This is a genomic window from Heyndrickxia acidiproducens DSM 23148 (genome assembly GCF_000374345.1).
GTDB classification, from domain to species: domain Bacteria; phylum Bacillota; class Bacilli; order Bacillales; family Bacillaceae_C; genus Weizmannia; species Weizmannia acidiproducens.
On the sequence record NZ_KB894013.1, the window covers coordinates 1 to 16,186 of the forward strand.

The window sequence follows — 16,186 nt, forward strand, 5'->3', positions numbered from 1 at the left end:
TGCCTTATGACTAGACCGAACGAAGGAATGTAGGCACACAGATGCCCAGAGACATGGGAGGGTACGTCATCATAAGTTACGCAGAGATCCATTGTGCATCGTATAATTTCCTATCACTACTTTCCACCATTATCCAGTAGTGACCGCGTAGCGTACCCATATGTTGGAATAGTTTCACATAATATAAAAATTTTGTTAGGAAACGTGTTGAAAAATATTTTTTTGACACCCCACCAACGGCCTAAACCGTTGATAAATCAATATTTATAGAGGGAGGTGAAAAAATGTTGTTCAAGGAGAGAGAGTTCATTGAATATTTACTGTTGGAAAAAGAAGTAGGTAGAATTTCAGATGTTTGCAGCAATTTGTCATTAAGTTTAAAAGAAGTGGAAGAATTGGTTCAATCAGTCAATAATCTTCTTCCCCATGAATCTATTATTTTAGTTGGTGATCGGATCCAAGTTTCAGAGAAATGTGCTGATGAATTGTATGCAATATTAATAGGAAATCAACAATTTTTCAATGATTATGATCATAATATTGAACTTAGGCAAAATATGGTTGAAATTTATCTAATGGTTCATAAGAGCCAGGAATCGTTACAAACACTTTCCGACAAATTTTATGTGAGCAGAAATACAATGTTTGCCGATTTGAAACAAATAAAGGGAGAATTAAAGAAATTACAATTGGTTGTTGAATATTCCCGCAAAACAGGATATCTGGTTAAAGGTCCGGAATATTTACTCAGGAATAGAATTGTTGGAACCACGAGGAATTTATTAAAAACATTTTATGGTAAATCTCAACTAAAAAAGTTTACCAATACTAGCGATCAAGAACTAAAGTCATTAAGAAATATGTTAACTTTGATTGAAGAAAAGACACAAATTCGATTAACAGATGAACAAATTGAGGATTTGCCATATATTCTTGCTGTTCTTATGAAACGTATTCGCAACTATACAGATCCTTGGAAGTTTTCAATAGAAAATTACGACATTAAAAACACTGTTGAATATTCATTAATCAAGGAACAGTTAAACCAATTTCCATTTTTAAAAGAGAATGACATTCTCTATCTGTCTTTACAAATTCTATCTTCTAATAGAATTGAATCGGTACTGGATTTTTCAAATAGTGAAGAAATTAAATTAGCTGTGGATCAGTTTGTTGAAATTTTAAAATACAAACTGGCAGTAGAATTTGTTAAGGAATCAGAATTTAAAAAGCGGTTGTTATTGCATATTCAGCCGGCGATATTCAGAAATATTTTGGGATTACGTGTTAATAATCCATTGACTCATCGATTTATGAGTGAACATTGCCATACTTTTAATATTGTAAAGGATGCAGTTGCTCCTTTTTCACAAATAATCGGCAACGAACTTTCTGATGAAGAAATAGTTTACCTATCCATGATTGTCTTGGGGTGGATTTATCACTCTGAAGAGAGTAAAACTACTGATTTTAAAGGAGTTGTTCTTTGCCCAAACGGGACGTCGATTTCACAATTGCTCTTAGAAAATCTTAAAGATATGTTTCCCCAAATTGATTTTGTTGGTGCCTATTCTTTCAGGCAGTTTGAGCAAATGAATCTCAACCTTGACTTTATTTTCACGACGCGGCCTATAAAAAGCAAAGTAACAACAATCATAGTACCTCCGTTTCTCGAACCAGAAAGCAGAAAACAACTTCGATCAATTGTTTTTAAGTTATTGAAAAATGATCCGGAAAAACAGGCAAAAACGATTGTTGGTGCAATTAAACATTTTATTCCTGAACACAGTGTAAATACAGTTGAGAAAGTACTAAAAGATTACTTTGATAATGATAATAAAAAGAAAAGTAACAATCAAAGCCGGACCATAATGAAATTGAGTGAAGACAATATCTCAATTATTTATAATAACACATCATGGTCCAATTGTCTTGATGTAACATTTAAACCAATGCTTGACCGAGGTTCAATTTCGGTTGACTATGTAGAGAAGTGTAGAACCGTATTCTATCAAAATTATGATCATATGCTTATTGGGCCAAATGTTTATTTGCCCCACGCCGAACCAAATAATTATTCATTGTATTCTGATATTCAATTTACAATTTTTAAACAAGCTGTATTCAATCCAAATGGAATACCTTTTCATATTATGATAGGTCTATTACCTTCACAAACAAAAGAGCATGTACCGATTTTATTTAAACTTAATGATATCTTTCTAAAAAAAGATATGGCTCACAAAATTATTCAAGCGGATACAAAGGAGGATGTTCTAAGGGTAATTGAAGGCGGTGGTTATGTTTAACAAGAATAAGAAATACTTTTTTAGAAAGAGGTGTTTATATGTTTTTCGATGAGCATATCGGATTGTTTCATGTTGATGCAAAAAATCAAGAAGAAGTTTTAACATTGATGGCTAACGAATTATATAAAAAAGGAATTGTAAAAATAGAATATTTGCCAAAACTGTTAGATCGCGAAAAGTATTTTCCTACTGGAATTATGGTGAAAAATACTGGGTTTGCGATACCGCATACCGATTCAGTCTTCGTTAATCGATCACAAATAATGTTTGCTTCTCTTTTGAATCCCATAAACTTTAAAAATATGGTGGATAAAAATAAAGAGGTTCCTGTTTCATTAATTTTCATGATCGCAATGAGTAAACCACATGAACAAGTAGAAACATTAAGTAATTTAATTAATATGTTTCAAAATGAAAAAATGGTTGCTGAACTAAAAAATTGCAAATCCATTGGTGAACTTTCGTTAATTTTAAATGATGAGAATCTAGCCGAAATATAGAAAGGAAGGCTTATTATGGTCATACAAGCACTCCATTGGTTCATTAATTTAGGATCAAGTGTATTCATCCCAATTGTCATTTTTATTCTTGGTCTATTAATCGGAGTTAAGCCAATAAAGGCATTAATTTCTGGTATTACCATTGGAATAGGTTTTATAGGATTAAATCTTGTAGTTGGTTTGCTTCAATCTAGTTTAGGTGATGCAATCAATTTAATGGTCAGCAGGTTTGGATTGAAACTAAACATTATTGATCTTGGAAGCGGTCCAGGAGGTCCCTTAGCATTTTCAACCACTTTAGGGGTAATCATCATTCCGGTTTCCTTTGCCATTAATCTATTGTTAGTTTCACTTGGCTGGGTAAAAACTTTAAATGTTGATGTTTGGAATTTATGGCAATCAGCTTTTATGGGCTTATTGGTTTATGGAATGACTGGGAGTTTTTGGATGGGCGTTGCTGCAATGGTGCCTACATTCTTGTTAGCTTTATTACTAGCGGATATTATGCAACCGCTAACAAGTAAATTCTTTAACTTACCGGGAATTGCAATTACCCACTTAATGGCGCTATCGGGATTAATATTGGCAATCCCATTAAAATGGGTTTTTGATCGTATCCCGGGTCTCAATAAACTAGATGCCAGTCCGGAAAAAATACAAAAGAAATTTGGTTCGTTTGGTGATCCTATACTGATTGGTTTAGTAATTGGTGTTATTATTGGAATTCTAGCTGGATTTAGTTTTGCCAAAGTAGCTCTTTTAGGAATGCAAATGGCAGCAATATTAAAGCTGTTGCCAAAAATGATATCCATGTTTATGGAAGGCTTAATGCCAATCTCAGAAGCAGCACAAAAGTTTGCTGATAAGCACCTTCACGGTCGAAAAGTCAATATTGGGATGGATGCTGCCCTAACAGTTGGTCATCCTGCAGTAATTTCCAGTTGCTTATTGTTGATTCCGGTCTCATTGTTCCTGGCTGTTATTCTGCCTGGCAATCAAGTATTGCCTTTTGGGGATTTACCACTTTATGTATTTGTATTTACTTTAATGGTTGCTGCATTCAGAGGGAATATCATCCATTCTGTTATTGGAGGAGCTATCTACACGGTAACGATGTTATACCTGTCTACTTGGTTAGCTCCTCTTGTAACAAAAGCCTTTCAAATTGGTAACTATGATGTTGGCCATAAAGGATTAGTTACTTTTGTATCAAGTGGCTTATGGCCAGCCGGCTTGTTTGTCGGTTCAATTAAGATATTAGGTTGGTTTGCGATAATTGCCTTGACAATTATTATTTTAGGAAGCTTGTTCTATCTTAACAAAATTAAAAAATACAATTCAGGAGAAAGCGAGGTAAATTAAAATGAAAAAACTTTTAATCGTATGTGGTGCTGGGCATGCAACATCAACTGTCGCTCGAATGAAGGTGCAAGAATGGCTAAAAAATGAAAATATCGCAGATAAAGTTCAGGTATATCAATCAGCAGTTGGTGATGAAATTAAAAATATTTCTGAGGATAAATATGACGCTGTGATTAGTACCACAATTGTTCCGGATTATATTAAAGAAAAAGTCATTAATGGAGTTCCCTTAATGACAGGTATGGGGATCCAAAACATGTATGGTGAATTAAAAAAACGTCTTAATTTATAGTTGCAAGGAAGTGAAAAAAATGACCGTATATATTGATAGTATTTCATTAAAAACAGTCTCAGATAGACCATCTTATCATGATATTACTAAAGAGGTTAATAAAATTGTTCAAGACAGCAAAATAAAAAATGGTTTATGTGTTGTATCTTCACCACATACAACGTGTTCAGTTTATTTTGAAGAATATATGCATGATAAAAATTATTATGGCGATGAATATTTACAAGTAGATCTTAATAATATTTTGGAAAAAATAATTCCCAGAGAAAGATCTGAAAATCAATATAACAGCCCGGGGCCAGAACATATAAAATATGGAATGGCAAAAGTTGACCCTGATTATCCAGCTGAAAAATGGACAATGTTAAATACTGATGCACATTTACGTTCTACATTACTAGGTTCAAGTGAAACTTTTATTTTAAAAAATGGCGAATTATTAATTGGAAAAGTTGGTTATGTATATTTTGTAGATTTCGATCAGACTCGGGAGAGAAATAGAACCTGCAATGTACTGGTAATGGGAGAAATGGATTAAGTTTAACATGTTTAGGCCATCTATTTTTCTCTTTAATTACATGGGATCAAAAGGTGGCCTATAAAGGAGATTTTTTGGAATGTCAAAAAAATTGATAGAGAGCGTGTTTAATACTTGGAAGATAGAAGCGGAATCTCTACTATCGCTAAAAGATTGTATTAATCAAGACGCTTTGAAAGAAGTAATACAAGCTATCAAAAATTGTAAAGGAAACATTATTATAACTGGTTGCGGTACTTCAGGTGCGGCTGCTAAAAAAATTGTTCATACATTAAGCGTTATTAATATCTCATCATTTTATCTTAACCCGTCTGATGCTGTTCATGGGTCTCTGGGTAATGTAAAGAAGGAAGATATTGTAATTTTAATTTCAAAAGGAGGGAATACTTCCGAGATAGTTACACTTATTCCAAATTTAAAAGAGAAAGGTGCCAAAATTATAGGAGTCACTGAAAATAAGGGCTCAATAATTGGGCAAAGGGCTGACATTTTATTAAAGATAATAGTTGATCGCGAACCAGATCAATTTAATATGTTGGCAACAGCAAGCACGTTAGCCGTGATTGCAACTTTTGATGCAATTGCCATCACTTTAATAGAAGAATTGTCTTTTGACAAAGAAAAATTTTTAGAAAATCATCCAGCCGGTGCTGTTGGAGCAAGATTAAAGAAAGACAGTGAGTAAAATGGAAAAAAATGTGATTATCTTACCATCACTTTATAATGCCGACTTTTTACGCCTTTCGGATTGCCTGACTCAGTTAGAAAATGCTGGAATTGAATATTTACATTTTGATGTTATGGACGGCAATTTTGTTCCTAATCTGGGGCTGAATCTTGAACTACTTAAACAATTAAATCAACAGACGCATTTTAAGATGGATTGTCATTTGATGGTGAAAAGGCCGGAAACTTTACTTAATCGTTTTATTACGGGTGGAGCAAATATGATTACAATTCATGCTGAATCAACTCCACAAACTTATAGGGTGATTCAGGAAATTAATGAACACCATATTCTATCTGGCATTGCAATTAATCCTGGCACTCCTGTATCAGCAATAAAAGAATTACTTCCTTTAGTTGATGTTGTTCTTGTGATGACAGTGAATCCTGGTGTTAACGGTCAAAAATTTATTCCTTCAGCGGTAAATAAGGTTTATGAATTATTTGCATATAAACAGAAACATAGTGATTGCCACTATCATATTGAGGTTGACGGTGGAATAAATGATCAAACTGCACCACTTTGTGCTAAAGCGGGGGCTAATATGTTTGTATCAGGATCATTCCTTTTTAGTGGAGATAGGATTGATAATCAATTGGAAATGTTAGTAGAAGCGATCAATAAAAAATCCTAAAGTTATTAGATACCGGGGGATAACATTATTTCCTGGTATTTTAATTTTGATAGTAAAGGAGGCAATAATAGTGAGCTTTAATAATGATTTAAATATAATAATTGAGGAAATTTCAAATGCCATAAAGAAAATTGATCAGAACCAAATCAGCATACTAGTTAATAAAATTAAAGAATCTAAACGAGTATTTGTTAGTGGTAAAGGAAGATCTGGCTTAATGATTGCCAGTTTTGCCAATAGATTAATGCACCTGGGGTTTGATGTGCATATAGTCGGCGATTTAACCACCCCCCATACAGATCCACAAGATTTATTAATTCTTAGTTCTGGGTCAGGTGAAACTTCCAGTATTATTGAATTAGCCAAAATTGCGAATAAAAACAAAGTGTTTGTTGCTTTAATTACCACAAACAATAATTCAACCGTTGCAAAGCAGTCACAAATTATTGTCAATTTGCCTGGTCCATCAAAAAAAACCGAAAGAAATAATTCAGTTTCAACAATCCAGCCAATGGGCTCGTTATTTGAACAACTAAGTTTACTTGTATATGATTCAATCATATTACAGTTAATGCGTGATCTAGGTGAAACCTCTGACACGATGTTATTACGTCATGCAAACTTGGAATAAAAAATTTAAAAACAAAATCTGAAATTTGTATTGAGATCGGTTTGCTGGTCAAACAAGAGGATGCTGAGATTCCGTTATTTGATACAACGGTGATCCATGCAGTAGAAGCTGTGAAGGATTCTTTATGAGGGAAGGGGGAGATCCTTAGAGAGATGGCCCCCCTTTTTTTTAATTCACTTCAAATTCATCGCCCACAAGGAAATGGATACTTCGTTTCCTGTATTCATGTAGCGGTGCGGCGTGGTGCTGGGGAAATAAATGCTGTCTCCTTCATGTAAATCGAATGCTTTGTCCCCTAAGAATACTTTTAAAGATCCTTGCAAAATATAGCCGCATTCTTCACCGGCATGGGAGATTAACTCCGGCTTGGTTTTATTGCCAGGCTGGATTTCTACTAAAATAAAATCAGCTGTCCCGGATTTATTCGGCGGAGTAAGATCATGGTACTTAACGTTCGCATCCGCCAGTTCTACAATTCTTCTCCGTTCTTTTCTGACAACAAAGCTTTCTTCACTCCGGCCCTCAAAAAAGAAGTTCAGTGGAATATTGAGGGACGAACAGATTTTCCAAAAGGTACTGACAGTGGGATCGACCCGCTGCCGTTCAATCTGGGAAATCAAACTGGGGCTCAAACCTGTCCGCTGCGCCAGTTCCTGAAGGGTGAGCCCTTTTTCCTTCCTAACCTGCCGAATTTTTCCACCGTTGAACAAATTATCCCCTCCTTTTAACCCGAAACTGTTAATCATTCTGCATCAAAAAGAAGGAAAACCATGCTTATGTTCACAATGCTTCAGCATGGCTGCCATTTTCCTGGTCCGTTACGCTTAACACTGATGATAAAAGTTTTTTGGAATAAGGATGCTGCGGATTTTCAAAAATATCATTGGTCGTGCCGATCTCTACGATATCCCCTTTGTACATGACGGCCACCCGCTCGCACATATAACGGATCACAGACATGTTATGGGAGATAAACAAATAGGTTAACTGTTTTTCCATTTGCAATTCTTTTAACAGGTTTAAAATTTGTGCCTGGATTGAAACATCAAGTGCAGATGTTGGCTCATCCAGCACGAGAAAAGCAGGTTCGGTCACTAGCGCGCGGGCAATGGCGATCCGCTGCCGCTGCCCGCCGCTGAATTCATGCGGAAGCCGGCTGAGATGTTCTTCCTGCAGCCCGACGCGGTGAATAAGCTGCTTTAAGCGTTCCAAATTGCCTTTTTCTTTTCTTTCGGCACGCGGCAGACCGAGCAGCGGTTCCAAAATAATATCTTTTATTCGCATGCGCGGGTCAAGTGAAGATTGCGGATCTTGGAATACGGACTGGATTTCGCCGGGGCGGTACCGTTTGAACTTTTTCTTTATCCATAACGGGTTGCCCTTGTAGGTGATCGTTCCGCTTGTCGGCGGTTCAAGCCCGATCAGCATTTTACCGAGCGTGCTTTTCCCGGAACCGGATTCTCCGACGAGCCCGAGGATTTCCCCCTCACGGATACTCAAATCAACCGGCCCGACCGCTTTTGTGGACTGTTTGCCATTGACATAGATTTTCTCAATTTGTTTGATTTCAATCATAAACGGCAGTCCCTTCCAGCCAGCAGGCCGCATAATGGTTGGACGCTTTTTCTGTGAGCTCCGGATGGCGTTTTTTGCAAATATCCATAGCATGCCGGCAGCGGGAAGCAAAGGCACACCCGCTTGGACGGTGGAGCAGGCTCGGCGTTTCACCGGCGATCGCTTTTAACGGCTCGCCGGGCGGAACCGAATCAGGGAGTGCGTCCAACAACGATCGGGTATACGGATGGGCGGGATGGTGTAAAATCTCTTTTGTCGCTCCGCTTTCAACCACTTCTCCGGCGTACATGACAATGGTTCGGCTGCATAATTTGGCCACGACGCCAAGGTCATGGGTAATCAGTAGAACAGAAGTGCCCCGTTTGCGATTTAATTCCCGGATCAAATTTAAAATTTCATATTGGATCGTGACATCGAGCGCGGTTGTCGGCTCGTCTGCAATCAATAAACGGGGCGGCGCAGACATGGCGAGGGCAATGACGATTCTTTGGCGCATGCCGCCGCTTAATTCAAACGGATATTTTTTTGCGACTTGTTCCGGCTGGTCGATGTGCACATCCCGCAAAGCCTGCAGCACTGCTTCTTTGGCTTCCTTTGCCGGGAGGTTCCGGTGGCGCTGAAGGCAATTCTGTAACTGTTTTCCAATTTTCATCGTCGGATGGAGAGCAGTCATCGGTTCCTGAAAGACCATGCCGATTTCTTTGCCCCGCAGCATCTGGCGTTCTTTTTTCTGCAAATGGAGCAGATTTTGACCATTGTAGATGATTTCACCGTTTGAAATAATGGCATTTTCTTCAAGCAGCCCTAAAATTGACAGTGCGGTAATGGATTTTCCGGATCCGGATTCACCGACAATGCCAAGGATTTCGCCTTCTTCAAGGGTGAACCGGATATTTTTTAAAGCTTCCGTACGGCCGCGCATTCCTTCAAAGTCGACGTACAAATTTTTGACTTCAAGCAGCATAAAAATCCTCCTTATCTTGCTGATTTCGGGTCAAGTACATCACGGATCCCATCGCCGATTAAATTCAGGGCACCGGCGGATAAGAACAGCATCAGCCCTGGAAATGTCGGATACCACCAGTAAGTCAGCAAATACTGCCAGCCGACGCTGATCATGGCGCCCCATTCCGGTGCAGGCGGCTGGGCACCGAGCCCGAGAAACCCAAGTGTTGAGATTAATAGAATCGCATCGCCAACATCCAGGGTGGCTTGAATCATAACCGGGGAAAAAGCGTTCGGAATAAAATGCCTGAGAATAATCCGCGGCTTGCTGATCCCGAAAGTTTCGGCGGATTTTACAAATAGTTTTTCTTTAATGACCAATGCTTCGCTGCGGGCAAGCCGGATATAAACTGGAATTTTTACAATGGCAACAGCAAGCATCGCATTTTGCAGATTCGGGCCTAAGATGGCAGCCAGCGCCATTGCCAGAATTAAGTTAGGGAAAGCAAGTACCATATCGGCGATCCGCATGATGATTTGGTCGAAAATGCTCCCCAAGTATCCTGAAATCGTGCCGATCACAACCCCAATGAAACTCGCAACAGCAATGACCAGAATGCTGAACCCGAGTGAAAGCCTTGCACCGTACAGAATTCTTGTGAAAATATCCCGGCCTACTTCATCCGTTCCGAACCAATGGTGAAAGGAGGGAGATTGAAATTTTTCCGCAATATTAATTTTTGTCGGGCTGTAAGGCGTCAGCAGCGGGGCGAACAGCGAGAACAAAACAATCAGGCTCAAAATCACAATGCCTACCCACGTCAGTTTATTTTGCTTTAACTTATACCAGATCGGGTTTTCTTTAAAGATTTGCGTTTTTTTACGGTATGCAACAGTTGCCATCCATTCCCCTCCTATTCTCTGATTTGTGGATTCAACAGGCCGTACAGCAGATCGACAATGAGATTAATCAGTACATATCCGATGCTGATGAGAATGGTAAATCCCATAATTGCCGGGAAATCAAGATAGGCAATGGAATCGACGACAAATTTCCCCATCCCCGGCCAGCCAAATACCGTTTCTGTTACAACAGCACCGCCGAGTAACGAACCGAAAGATGTCCCGATGACGGTAATGGTTGGGATCAAGGCATTCCGCAGCGCGTACGAGATGATGAGCAGCCGGCCGTGGATGCCGTTTGCGACAGCTGTCCGGATATACTCCTGGCTCATCACTTCGAGCATGCTGGCCCGTACCTGCCTTGTAATGATTGCGAGCTGGGCAAAGGAAAGAACAAGAGCAGGCAGGAAAATATGTTTTAAACTGCTGAAAAGGGCAATGGTATCACCGGTTAATAAACTGTCCAGTATATAAAAGCCTGTCGTATGTGTCGGCGGGTTAATATTGTCGTCAATGCGCCCGTTTGCCGGAAACCATCCCAAATAGCCGTAAAAAATTAAGATGACGACCAGTCCGCTCCAAAATACAGGAATGGAAACGCCACTGATGGAAAAGATCCGGCTGAAATGGTCCCAAAATGTATTCTTTTTCAGTGCGGATATGACGCCAAGCGGAATCCCGATGAGAATTGCAATTGCAAAAGCTGCAACGGCAAGTTCCAATGTTGCCGGGAAATACGTAAGCAAGTCATCCAGTACAGGCTGGTGTGTCCGGATCGAGATGCCAAAATCGCCGGTTGCGAGTTGGCGGATATAATCTGCGTATTGGATCCAGAGTGGCTGGTCAAGGCCCAGCTGCTCACGAATGGATTGAACCGTCTCTTTACTTGCCCGCTGTCCTGCCATCATGCTGGCAGGGTCACCGGGAATGACATGGGACAAAATAAATGAAATGAGTGTGACACCGAATACGACGAATACAAGGAATCCAAGACGTTTCAAAATGATTTTCTGCAAGCTTCGTCACTCCAAAAATTTATTTAGACATATCGGCCAGGTTGTAGATGCCATCCAGCATCGGATTATAGACAAACCCTTTGACATCTTTGCTCATCGGTAAAATATAGTCTTTTTGATAAAGCAGGATATAGGGTGCATCATCCATAACGATATCCTGGATCTGCTTGTAAAGGGCTGTCCGTTCTTGTTTGCTGTTGTTGGTTGCGGCTTCCTTCAAGAGCCGGTCAACTTTGCTGTTTTTGTAAAAGGCGCGGTTGCCGGCGAGGCCAAAGTTTTTCGAGTCATACCAATAGTTCATGATGCCGTACGGGTCGCCGAAATCAGGGCTCCAGACGCCAAGTGCCAGGTCAAAATCGCCTTTATCAATCATGTCGCGGGAAGTGGCATAAGCGACACTTTTCAGATTCACTTTGACACCGATATCAGCAAGGTTGGATTGGATTGTCAAAGCTTCTGTTTTCCACCATGTTTTGTTATCCGAATACAGTAAATCAAGGGACAGGTTTTTCACACCGGCTTCTTTCAGCAATGTTTTTGCATGCTTGACATTGTGTTTGTATTGTTTCACGCTGTTGTCGTGCCCCCAAACGCCTTCCGGAACCGGACCGCGTGTTTTGGTTGCATAACCCAATTGGACCGCGTCAATAAGAGCATCATAGTCAATGGCTTCGTTCAACGCCTGGCGGACTTTTTTGTTTTGCAGCGCAGCGTTGCCTTTGCTTGTATTCATATAAACATAGTCTGTCACAAGGCTCGGTTTTTGGATCAATCGGACATTGCTAAATCTCTTAACGTCTTTGATTTGGTCAACAGGTATCCCCTCGGCGATATCGATTTCACCTTTTTCCAATTGCAGGCGCTGGACGGAGGAATCGCCGACGATTTTGAAAACGACGGATTTGAATGCCGGTTTTACTTTTGAATTCGGGTTTAAGCTGAGTTTAATCGAATCGCCTTTTTTCCATGACTCCAATTGATAAGGGCCGCTTCCCATCGTATGGTTTGCCATGTAGTTTTGGCCCATATCACCATTCTTTTCATATTCCATGACTTTCGGGCTGACAATATTGCCGTAATTGGTCGCCAATGTTGAAAGGAAAGGCGGGAAATTCTCAGAAAGTGTAAAGGTAACCGTTGTCGGGTTATCTGCAGTAATTTTAGAGACCATGCTGAAAATTCCGGCGGGTCCGTTTTTGATTTTTAATGTCCTTTCAAAACTTTCCTTTACCGCTTCTGCGTCTACTTCAGTGCCATCAGCAAACTTATGGCCTTTTTCTAAAGTAAATGTCCAGGTTTTCCCGTCTTTACTGACTGTCCATTTTTTAGCCAGGCCTGGTTTTATATTTGTGGTAGCCCCGTCGTAATCCACAAGCCGTTCATATGTAGGGTAAATAATTTTCCATGAGGAGTTATCCATTGTGACGGCTGGATCGATTGTGCCAATGTCTGCCGGGATGGCAACAACGAGTTCACTTTTTGCTGCATTGCCGGAAGCTGCATTGGATGCTGTTGTCTTGGACGGGGCATTGGCATTTTGTTTGCAAGCGGTTGTGATCATCATGAAACAGAGAGCTAATAAAATTAAACTGATCTTTCTCAAATCGTTTTCCTCCCTTTGTTTACGTCCAGTTCAATTCCGGGATATTTCGCTACTGTATGGTTTTCCTTTGCCCAGAGCGCGTTTCCATAGTCAAAGTGCCACCATTCATCCGGATTGGATCGGAAACCCGCTTTCAGCATGGCTTTTCTCAGCAGGCGCCGGTTATCGCGGATCTTTTTTTCTTCAAGTGTTAAATCCTTTTTCTTTTCATAAAAGAGTGAGCGGGCTTGTTCAGTGAATTCATCAAAATCAGTTCCCATATTGAGCCAGCCATTTTCATTTGCCAGTGTCAGGTCTACGGCGCCTCCGGTATAATGCGGAGCCGGGTGATGAGGATCTTTCGATGGTGCGGCAACAAAGCGGATGAGTTGCTCTGCTGCTGTTTGTTCTGAGGTGTATTTGATTCTGAACGCTTTTTGATAGGCTTCATACAAGGCCTGCTGGGTTTGAAATGAGCGCCATCCGTCAAGGATCACCATATGATAGGTTGATGGAATACTGCTGATGGCTTTTAACAGCCGCTCGGCCACGCCCTCCCGCAAATAGCAATCATTTCGTGCACCGGGAATATGGTGGAGATAATAATAGGGAAGTACTTTAATCCGGTCCGAAATGTTGGAAACAGAAATTAACGCTTCTTCGTATTCATTGGAAAACGGGTTTTGTGCCACGGTTCATGGATCCTCTCCTTTTTCAATTACTTTAATTAAAATTTAATATATTTAAAATATACACTGTTTTTAGTGTTATGAAAATATGAATGTTAGAAAATATGGCAATCTATTTTTCACAGCGTTTTGTTTTGATTTAACAGGCCATTGACATTGTGAAAAAAACCATGTATAGTAAAATTTGCAAATTATTACTTAGGGTAACGAAATAGTTGGACACTTTTTTGCCGCATTTATCCGACTCTTAACGGGCAGTAAGACTCCCACCTTAAGATTTAAGGTACGAAGGAGATAGGTGGAGATCAAACTGCCCGTAAAGGTCCGATTGGTTCAACTCACCATCAGTGGGGGATGAAAGAAGACCCCCACTGATGGAAGTTTCACTTTATAAACAGTCTAAATCATTCTCATTTGTGGAGGCTTTCAACATGAAGGGCTTTTTTTACCGGTATATCAAACTGTACCGTCCGCTGATTACGGCTTTGAATAAACTGCTGGGGGAATACGAATTGTCTTATTCCTTGTGGCAGGTGATTTTTTATGTGCATCATTTCGGCCCATGCACGCTCGTTGAAATCTCCAAGTATTATGAAGTGGAAAAGCCGAGTATAACGCGGATGGTTCAGAAATTGGAGGAGCGGCGGATTGTTGAACAAATACCGGGAAAAGACCGGCGCGAAAAGGTGATTCGGACGACGGCAAGAGGGGAAGAGATTTACCAAATTTGCCGTAAAAAAATTACAGTGTTGGAATACGAAGTGATGAAGGGGATTCCGGAAGCGGAACAGCAAGCTGTATTTGCGGCACTTCCAAAAATCAGGGAAAATATTTTAAATCAAGGGGAGAAAGCACATTGAGCGGTAAACCAAAGTTATGGACGAAAGATTTTTTAATTGTTTCAGGCGCAAACTTTTTTCTTTATTTTACATTTTATTTGTTGATGGCGACCATTACGCTTTTTGCAACTGACCGGTTTCATGCATCGCCAAGCGTTGCCGGATTGGCATCGGGGATTTTTGTTGTCGGGATCTTAATTGCGCGCTTGTTTGCCGGCAGATCGATTGACAAGGTCGGCAGGAAAAAAATGCTCTATATCGGTTTTGCAGCGATTGTTGCCATTACGCTATTATACTTTTTTATTCAAAATTTAGCGGTTCTATTGGTGGTCCGTTTCCTGAACGGTGCGGCACTTGGGATCGCATCAACGGCAACCGGGACAATTGTCGCTAACCTTATTCCAAAAGAGCGGAGAGGGGAAGGAACCGGCTATTATGCGTTAAGTGTGACGCTGGCTGCGGCTGTCGGTCCGTTTATCGGCATGTTCCTGATCGAGCATGCGAGTTTTAACGTGATTTTTGTATTATGCCTTGTACTGCTGGCGCTGAGTTTTGTGGCGGCGCTCTTCTTAAACGTTCCGAAAGTGGTGCTGTCAAAAGCTGAACTGGATAAAATGAAGGGGCTCAAACTCAGCAATTTTTTCGAGCCAAAAGTGTTTCCAATTGCGATTATCAGCGCGTTTGTCGGCCTCGGATATTCGAGTATTCTTTCGTTCCTCACTTCATATGCAAGCGAAATGAATCTGGTGGACATTTCAAGTTTCTTCTTTATTGTTTATGCGATTACGGTTTTGGTGTCAAGACCGTTTACCGGCCGCTGGTTTGATACGAAAGGCGAAAATTTTGTCATGTACCCGTCGTTTATCCTGTTTGCAATCGGCCTGCTGCTGCTGAACCAGGCTAATTCCGGCTTGTTTATTTTATTGGCAGGCGTTTTTGTCGGGCTCGGCTACGGGACGTACTCGTCAAGCGGCCAGGCCATCGCGATTAAAGTGGCGCCGGACCACCGCATCGGCCTCGCCACCTCGACTTTCTTTATCTTTCTTGATGCCGGCGTCGGCGTGGGCCCGTTCTTATTAGGATTATTTGTTCCAATCGCCGGCTATCACGGGCTGTATGCCATTATGGCCGCCGTGATGCTTATCTGCACTTTCCTCTATTATTTCTTATACGGGAAAAAAGCAGTGGCGGCCAGAAATATGGTACAACAACAGGCGGAATAATTTAGATGAAAATATCTGGAGGCAAACCCCCGGATCTTTTTCTGTTTTCGGAAAAGGAGAAACGGGTTTTATGGGCGGATGTTTGAGGAATTGTTTTATATAATGCAGGGAATGGGCTATTTTAAGATGGAAAAGAGGGAGAAATGGTGTTCATAAGGGGGATGAGCGCTGTTATGGGAAAGAAGAAAGGTTGAGATGGTGTTCATAAGAGGGATGAGCAGGGGGTACAGGCAGTAAATGTCTAAATAGGGCTTTTAACTAGATCTCAAGATAGCTTTCATGAGGTAGATGAATGCTATCTTGATGAAAATAAATCAATGATTTGGTTATTACTGTAAAATCCCCTAGAAGTAAAAAACATCTTGCTAAGCGTTTACGCATCGGCTATGATAGTAGAACGACAGGCTCAAGAACGAACAGG

Annotated in this window: 17 protein-coding genes and 1 pseudogene; 11 read left to right on the forward strand and 7 right to left on the reverse strand. The window is 40.4% G+C overall.

Annotation, left to right across the window (positions count from 1 at the left end; translation table 11 throughout):
• The first annotated feature begins 284 nt into the window (after nucleotides 1-284).
• The 9 genes and pseudogenes from C232_RS0113315 to C232_RS20280 all read left to right on the forward strand — a co-directional run.
• Entirely contained in the window at nucleotides 285-2,309 is a 2,025-nt protein-coding gene (locus C232_RS0113315) for a BglG family transcription antiterminator (RefSeq protein WP_018664662.1), read from the forward strand.
• A 38-nt stretch (nucleotides 2,310-2,347) separates the two neighbouring features.
• Complete coding sequence (locus C232_RS0113320; RefSeq protein ID WP_018664663.1) at nucleotides 2,348-2,809, forward strand: PTS sugar transporter subunit IIA; 462 nt, start codon at nucleotides 2,348-2,350, stop codon at nucleotides 2,807-2,809.
• Between the two features lie 15 nt (nucleotides 2,810-2,824).
• Nucleotides 2,825-4,171, forward strand: coding sequence for a PTS galactitol transporter subunit IIC (locus tag C232_RS0113325; protein WP_018664664.1), 1,347 nt, complete (start codon nucleotides 2,825-2,827; stop codon nucleotides 4,169-4,171).
• 1 nt (nucleotide 4,172) lies between these two features.
• Nucleotides 4,173-4,463 carry a PTS sugar transporter subunit IIB gene (locus C232_RS0113330; RefSeq protein WP_018664665.1) on the forward strand — a complete coding sequence of 97 codons (291 nt, stop codon included), beginning with the start codon at nucleotides 4,173-4,175 and terminating at the stop codon, nucleotides 4,461-4,463.
• A gap of 19 nt (nucleotides 4,464-4,482) precedes the next feature.
• Nucleotides 4,483-5,001, forward strand: coding sequence for a YjbQ family protein (locus C232_RS0113335; protein ID WP_018664666.1), 519 nt, complete (start codon nucleotides 4,483-4,485; stop codon nucleotides 4,999-5,001).
• Nucleotides 5,002-5,080: 79 nt separating this feature from the next.
• Nucleotides 5,081-5,686 (forward strand): KpsF/GutQ family sugar-phosphate isomerase, encoded by a 606-nt coding sequence (locus tag C232_RS0113340; RefSeq protein WP_018664667.1) that lies wholly within the window; start codon nucleotides 5,081-5,083, stop codon nucleotides 5,684-5,686.
• A gap of 1 nt (nucleotide 5,687) precedes the next feature.
• Nucleotides 5,688-6,362 carry a ribulose-phosphate 3-epimerase gene (rpe, locus tag C232_RS0113345; RefSeq protein ID WP_018664668.1) on the forward strand — a complete coding sequence of 225 codons (675 nt, stop codon included), beginning with the start codon at nucleotides 5,688-5,690 and terminating at the stop codon, nucleotides 6,360-6,362.
• A 70-nt stretch (nucleotides 6,363-6,432) separates the two neighbouring features.
• Complete coding sequence (gene hxlB, locus C232_RS0113350) at nucleotides 6,433-6,993, forward strand: 6-phospho-3-hexuloisomerase (protein WP_018664669.1); 561 nt, start codon at nucleotides 6,433-6,435, stop codon at nucleotides 6,991-6,993.
• Between the two features lie 26 nt (nucleotides 6,994-7,019).
• Nucleotides 7,020-7,121, forward strand: a pseudogene (locus tag C232_RS20280) (aspartate/glutamate racemase family protein); the annotation flags it as partial.
• Nucleotides 7,122-7,166: 45 nt separating this feature from the next.
• Here C232_RS20280 and C232_RS0113355 read toward each other — a convergent pair.
• The 7 genes from C232_RS0113355 to C232_RS18700 form a co-directional block, all read right to left on the reverse strand.
• A complete protein-coding gene (locus C232_RS0113355; protein WP_018664670.1) occupies nucleotides 7,167-7,703 on the reverse strand; it encodes a cupin domain-containing protein in 537 nt (178 codons plus the stop codon).
• Between the two features lie 70 nt (nucleotides 7,704-7,773).
• Nucleotides 7,774-8,568 carry an ATP-binding cassette domain-containing protein gene (locus tag C232_RS0113360; RefSeq protein WP_018664671.1) on the reverse strand — a complete coding sequence of 265 codons (795 nt, stop codon included), beginning with the start codon at nucleotides 8,566-8,568 and terminating at the stop codon, nucleotides 7,774-7,776.
• A complete protein-coding gene (locus C232_RS0113365; RefSeq protein ID WP_018664672.1) occupies nucleotides 8,561-9,532 on the reverse strand; it encodes an ABC transporter ATP-binding protein in 972 nt (323 codons plus the stop codon). Before C232_RS0113365 ends, C232_RS0113360 begins: the two co-directional genes overlap by 8 nt.
• An 11-nt stretch (nucleotides 9,533-9,543) precedes the next feature.
• Nucleotides 9,544-10,416 (reverse strand): ABC transporter permease, encoded by an 873-nt coding sequence (locus C232_RS0113370; RefSeq protein WP_018664673.1) that lies wholly within the window; start codon nucleotides 10,414-10,416, stop codon nucleotides 9,544-9,546.
• Nucleotides 10,417-10,427: 11 nt separating this feature from the next.
• Nucleotides 10,428-11,432: an ABC transporter permease gene (locus C232_RS0113375; RefSeq protein WP_018664674.1), complete on the reverse strand. Its 1,005-nt coding sequence runs from the start codon at nucleotides 11,430-11,432 to the stop codon at nucleotides 10,428-10,430.
• A gap of 19 nt (nucleotides 11,433-11,451) precedes the next feature.
• Nucleotides 11,452-13,035, reverse strand: coding sequence for an ABC transporter substrate-binding protein (locus C232_RS0113380; protein WP_018664675.1), 1,584 nt, complete (start codon nucleotides 13,033-13,035; stop codon nucleotides 11,452-11,454).
• Entirely contained in the window at nucleotides 13,032-13,706 is a 675-nt protein-coding gene (locus C232_RS18700) for a M15 family metallopeptidase (RefSeq protein ID WP_018664676.1), read from the reverse strand. Before C232_RS18700 ends, C232_RS0113380 begins: the two co-directional genes overlap by 4 nt.
• A gap of 428 nt (nucleotides 13,707-14,134) precedes the next feature.
• Here C232_RS18700 and C232_RS0113390 point away from each other — a divergent pair, with 428 nt between their 5' ends.
• Nucleotides 14,135-14,563, forward strand: a complete 429-nt coding sequence (locus C232_RS0113390; protein WP_018664677.1) for a MarR family winged helix-turn-helix transcriptional regulator — start codon at nucleotides 14,135-14,137, stop codon at nucleotides 14,561-14,563.
• The gene (locus tag C232_RS0113395) at nucleotides 14,560-15,765 is read left to right on the forward strand and encodes an MFS transporter (protein ID WP_018664678.1); all 1,206 of its coding nucleotides are present in this window, start codon (nucleotides 14,560-14,562) and stop codon (nucleotides 15,763-15,765) included. The genes C232_RS0113390 and C232_RS0113395 overlap by 4 nt, the downstream gene beginning before the upstream one ends.
• Nucleotides 15,766-16,186 lie beyond the last annotated feature (421 nt).

Excerpts from the sequence above, each read along its gene's own strand:
- C232_RS0113365 (WP_018664672.1), bottom strand. The coding sequence starts at position 9,532 with ATGCTGCTTGAAGTCAAAAATTTGTACGTCGACTTTGAAGGAATGCGC.
- rpe (WP_018664668.1), top strand. The coding sequence starts at position 5,688 with ATGGAAAAAAATGTGATTATCTTACCATCACTTTATAATGCCGACTTT.
- C232_RS0113330 (WP_018664665.1), top strand. The coding sequence starts at position 4,173 with ATGAAAAAACTTTTAATCGTATGTGGTGCTGGGCATGCAACATCAACT.
- C232_RS0113335 (WP_018664666.1), top strand. The coding sequence starts at position 4,483 with ATGACCGTATATATTGATAGTATTTCATTAAAAACAGTCTCAGATAGA.
- C232_RS0113325 (WP_018664664.1), top strand. The coding sequence starts at position 2,825 with ATGGTCATACAAGCACTCCATTGGTTCATTAATTTAGGATCAAGTGTA.
- C232_RS0113340 (WP_018664667.1), top strand. The coding sequence starts at position 5,081 with ATGTCAAAAAAATTGATAGAGAGCGTGTTTAATACTTGGAAGATAGAA.
- C232_RS0113320 (WP_018664663.1), top strand. The coding sequence starts at position 2,348 with ATGTTTTTCGATGAGCATATCGGATTGTTTCATGTTGATGCAAAAAAT.
- C232_RS0113360 (WP_018664671.1), bottom strand. The coding sequence starts at position 8,568 with ATGATTGAAATCAAACAAATTGAGAAAATCTATGTCAATGGCAAACAG.
- C232_RS0113370 (WP_018664673.1), bottom strand. The coding sequence starts at position 10,416 with ATGGCAACTGTTGCATACCGTAAAAAAACGCAAATCTTTAAAGAAAAC.
- C232_RS0113390 (WP_018664677.1), top strand. The coding sequence starts at position 14,135 with ATGAAGGGCTTTTTTTACCGGTATATCAAACTGTACCGTCCGCTGATT.
- C232_RS0113315 (WP_018664662.1), top strand. The coding sequence starts at position 285 with ATGTTGTTCAAGGAGAGAGAGTTCATTGAATATTTACTGTTGGAAAAA.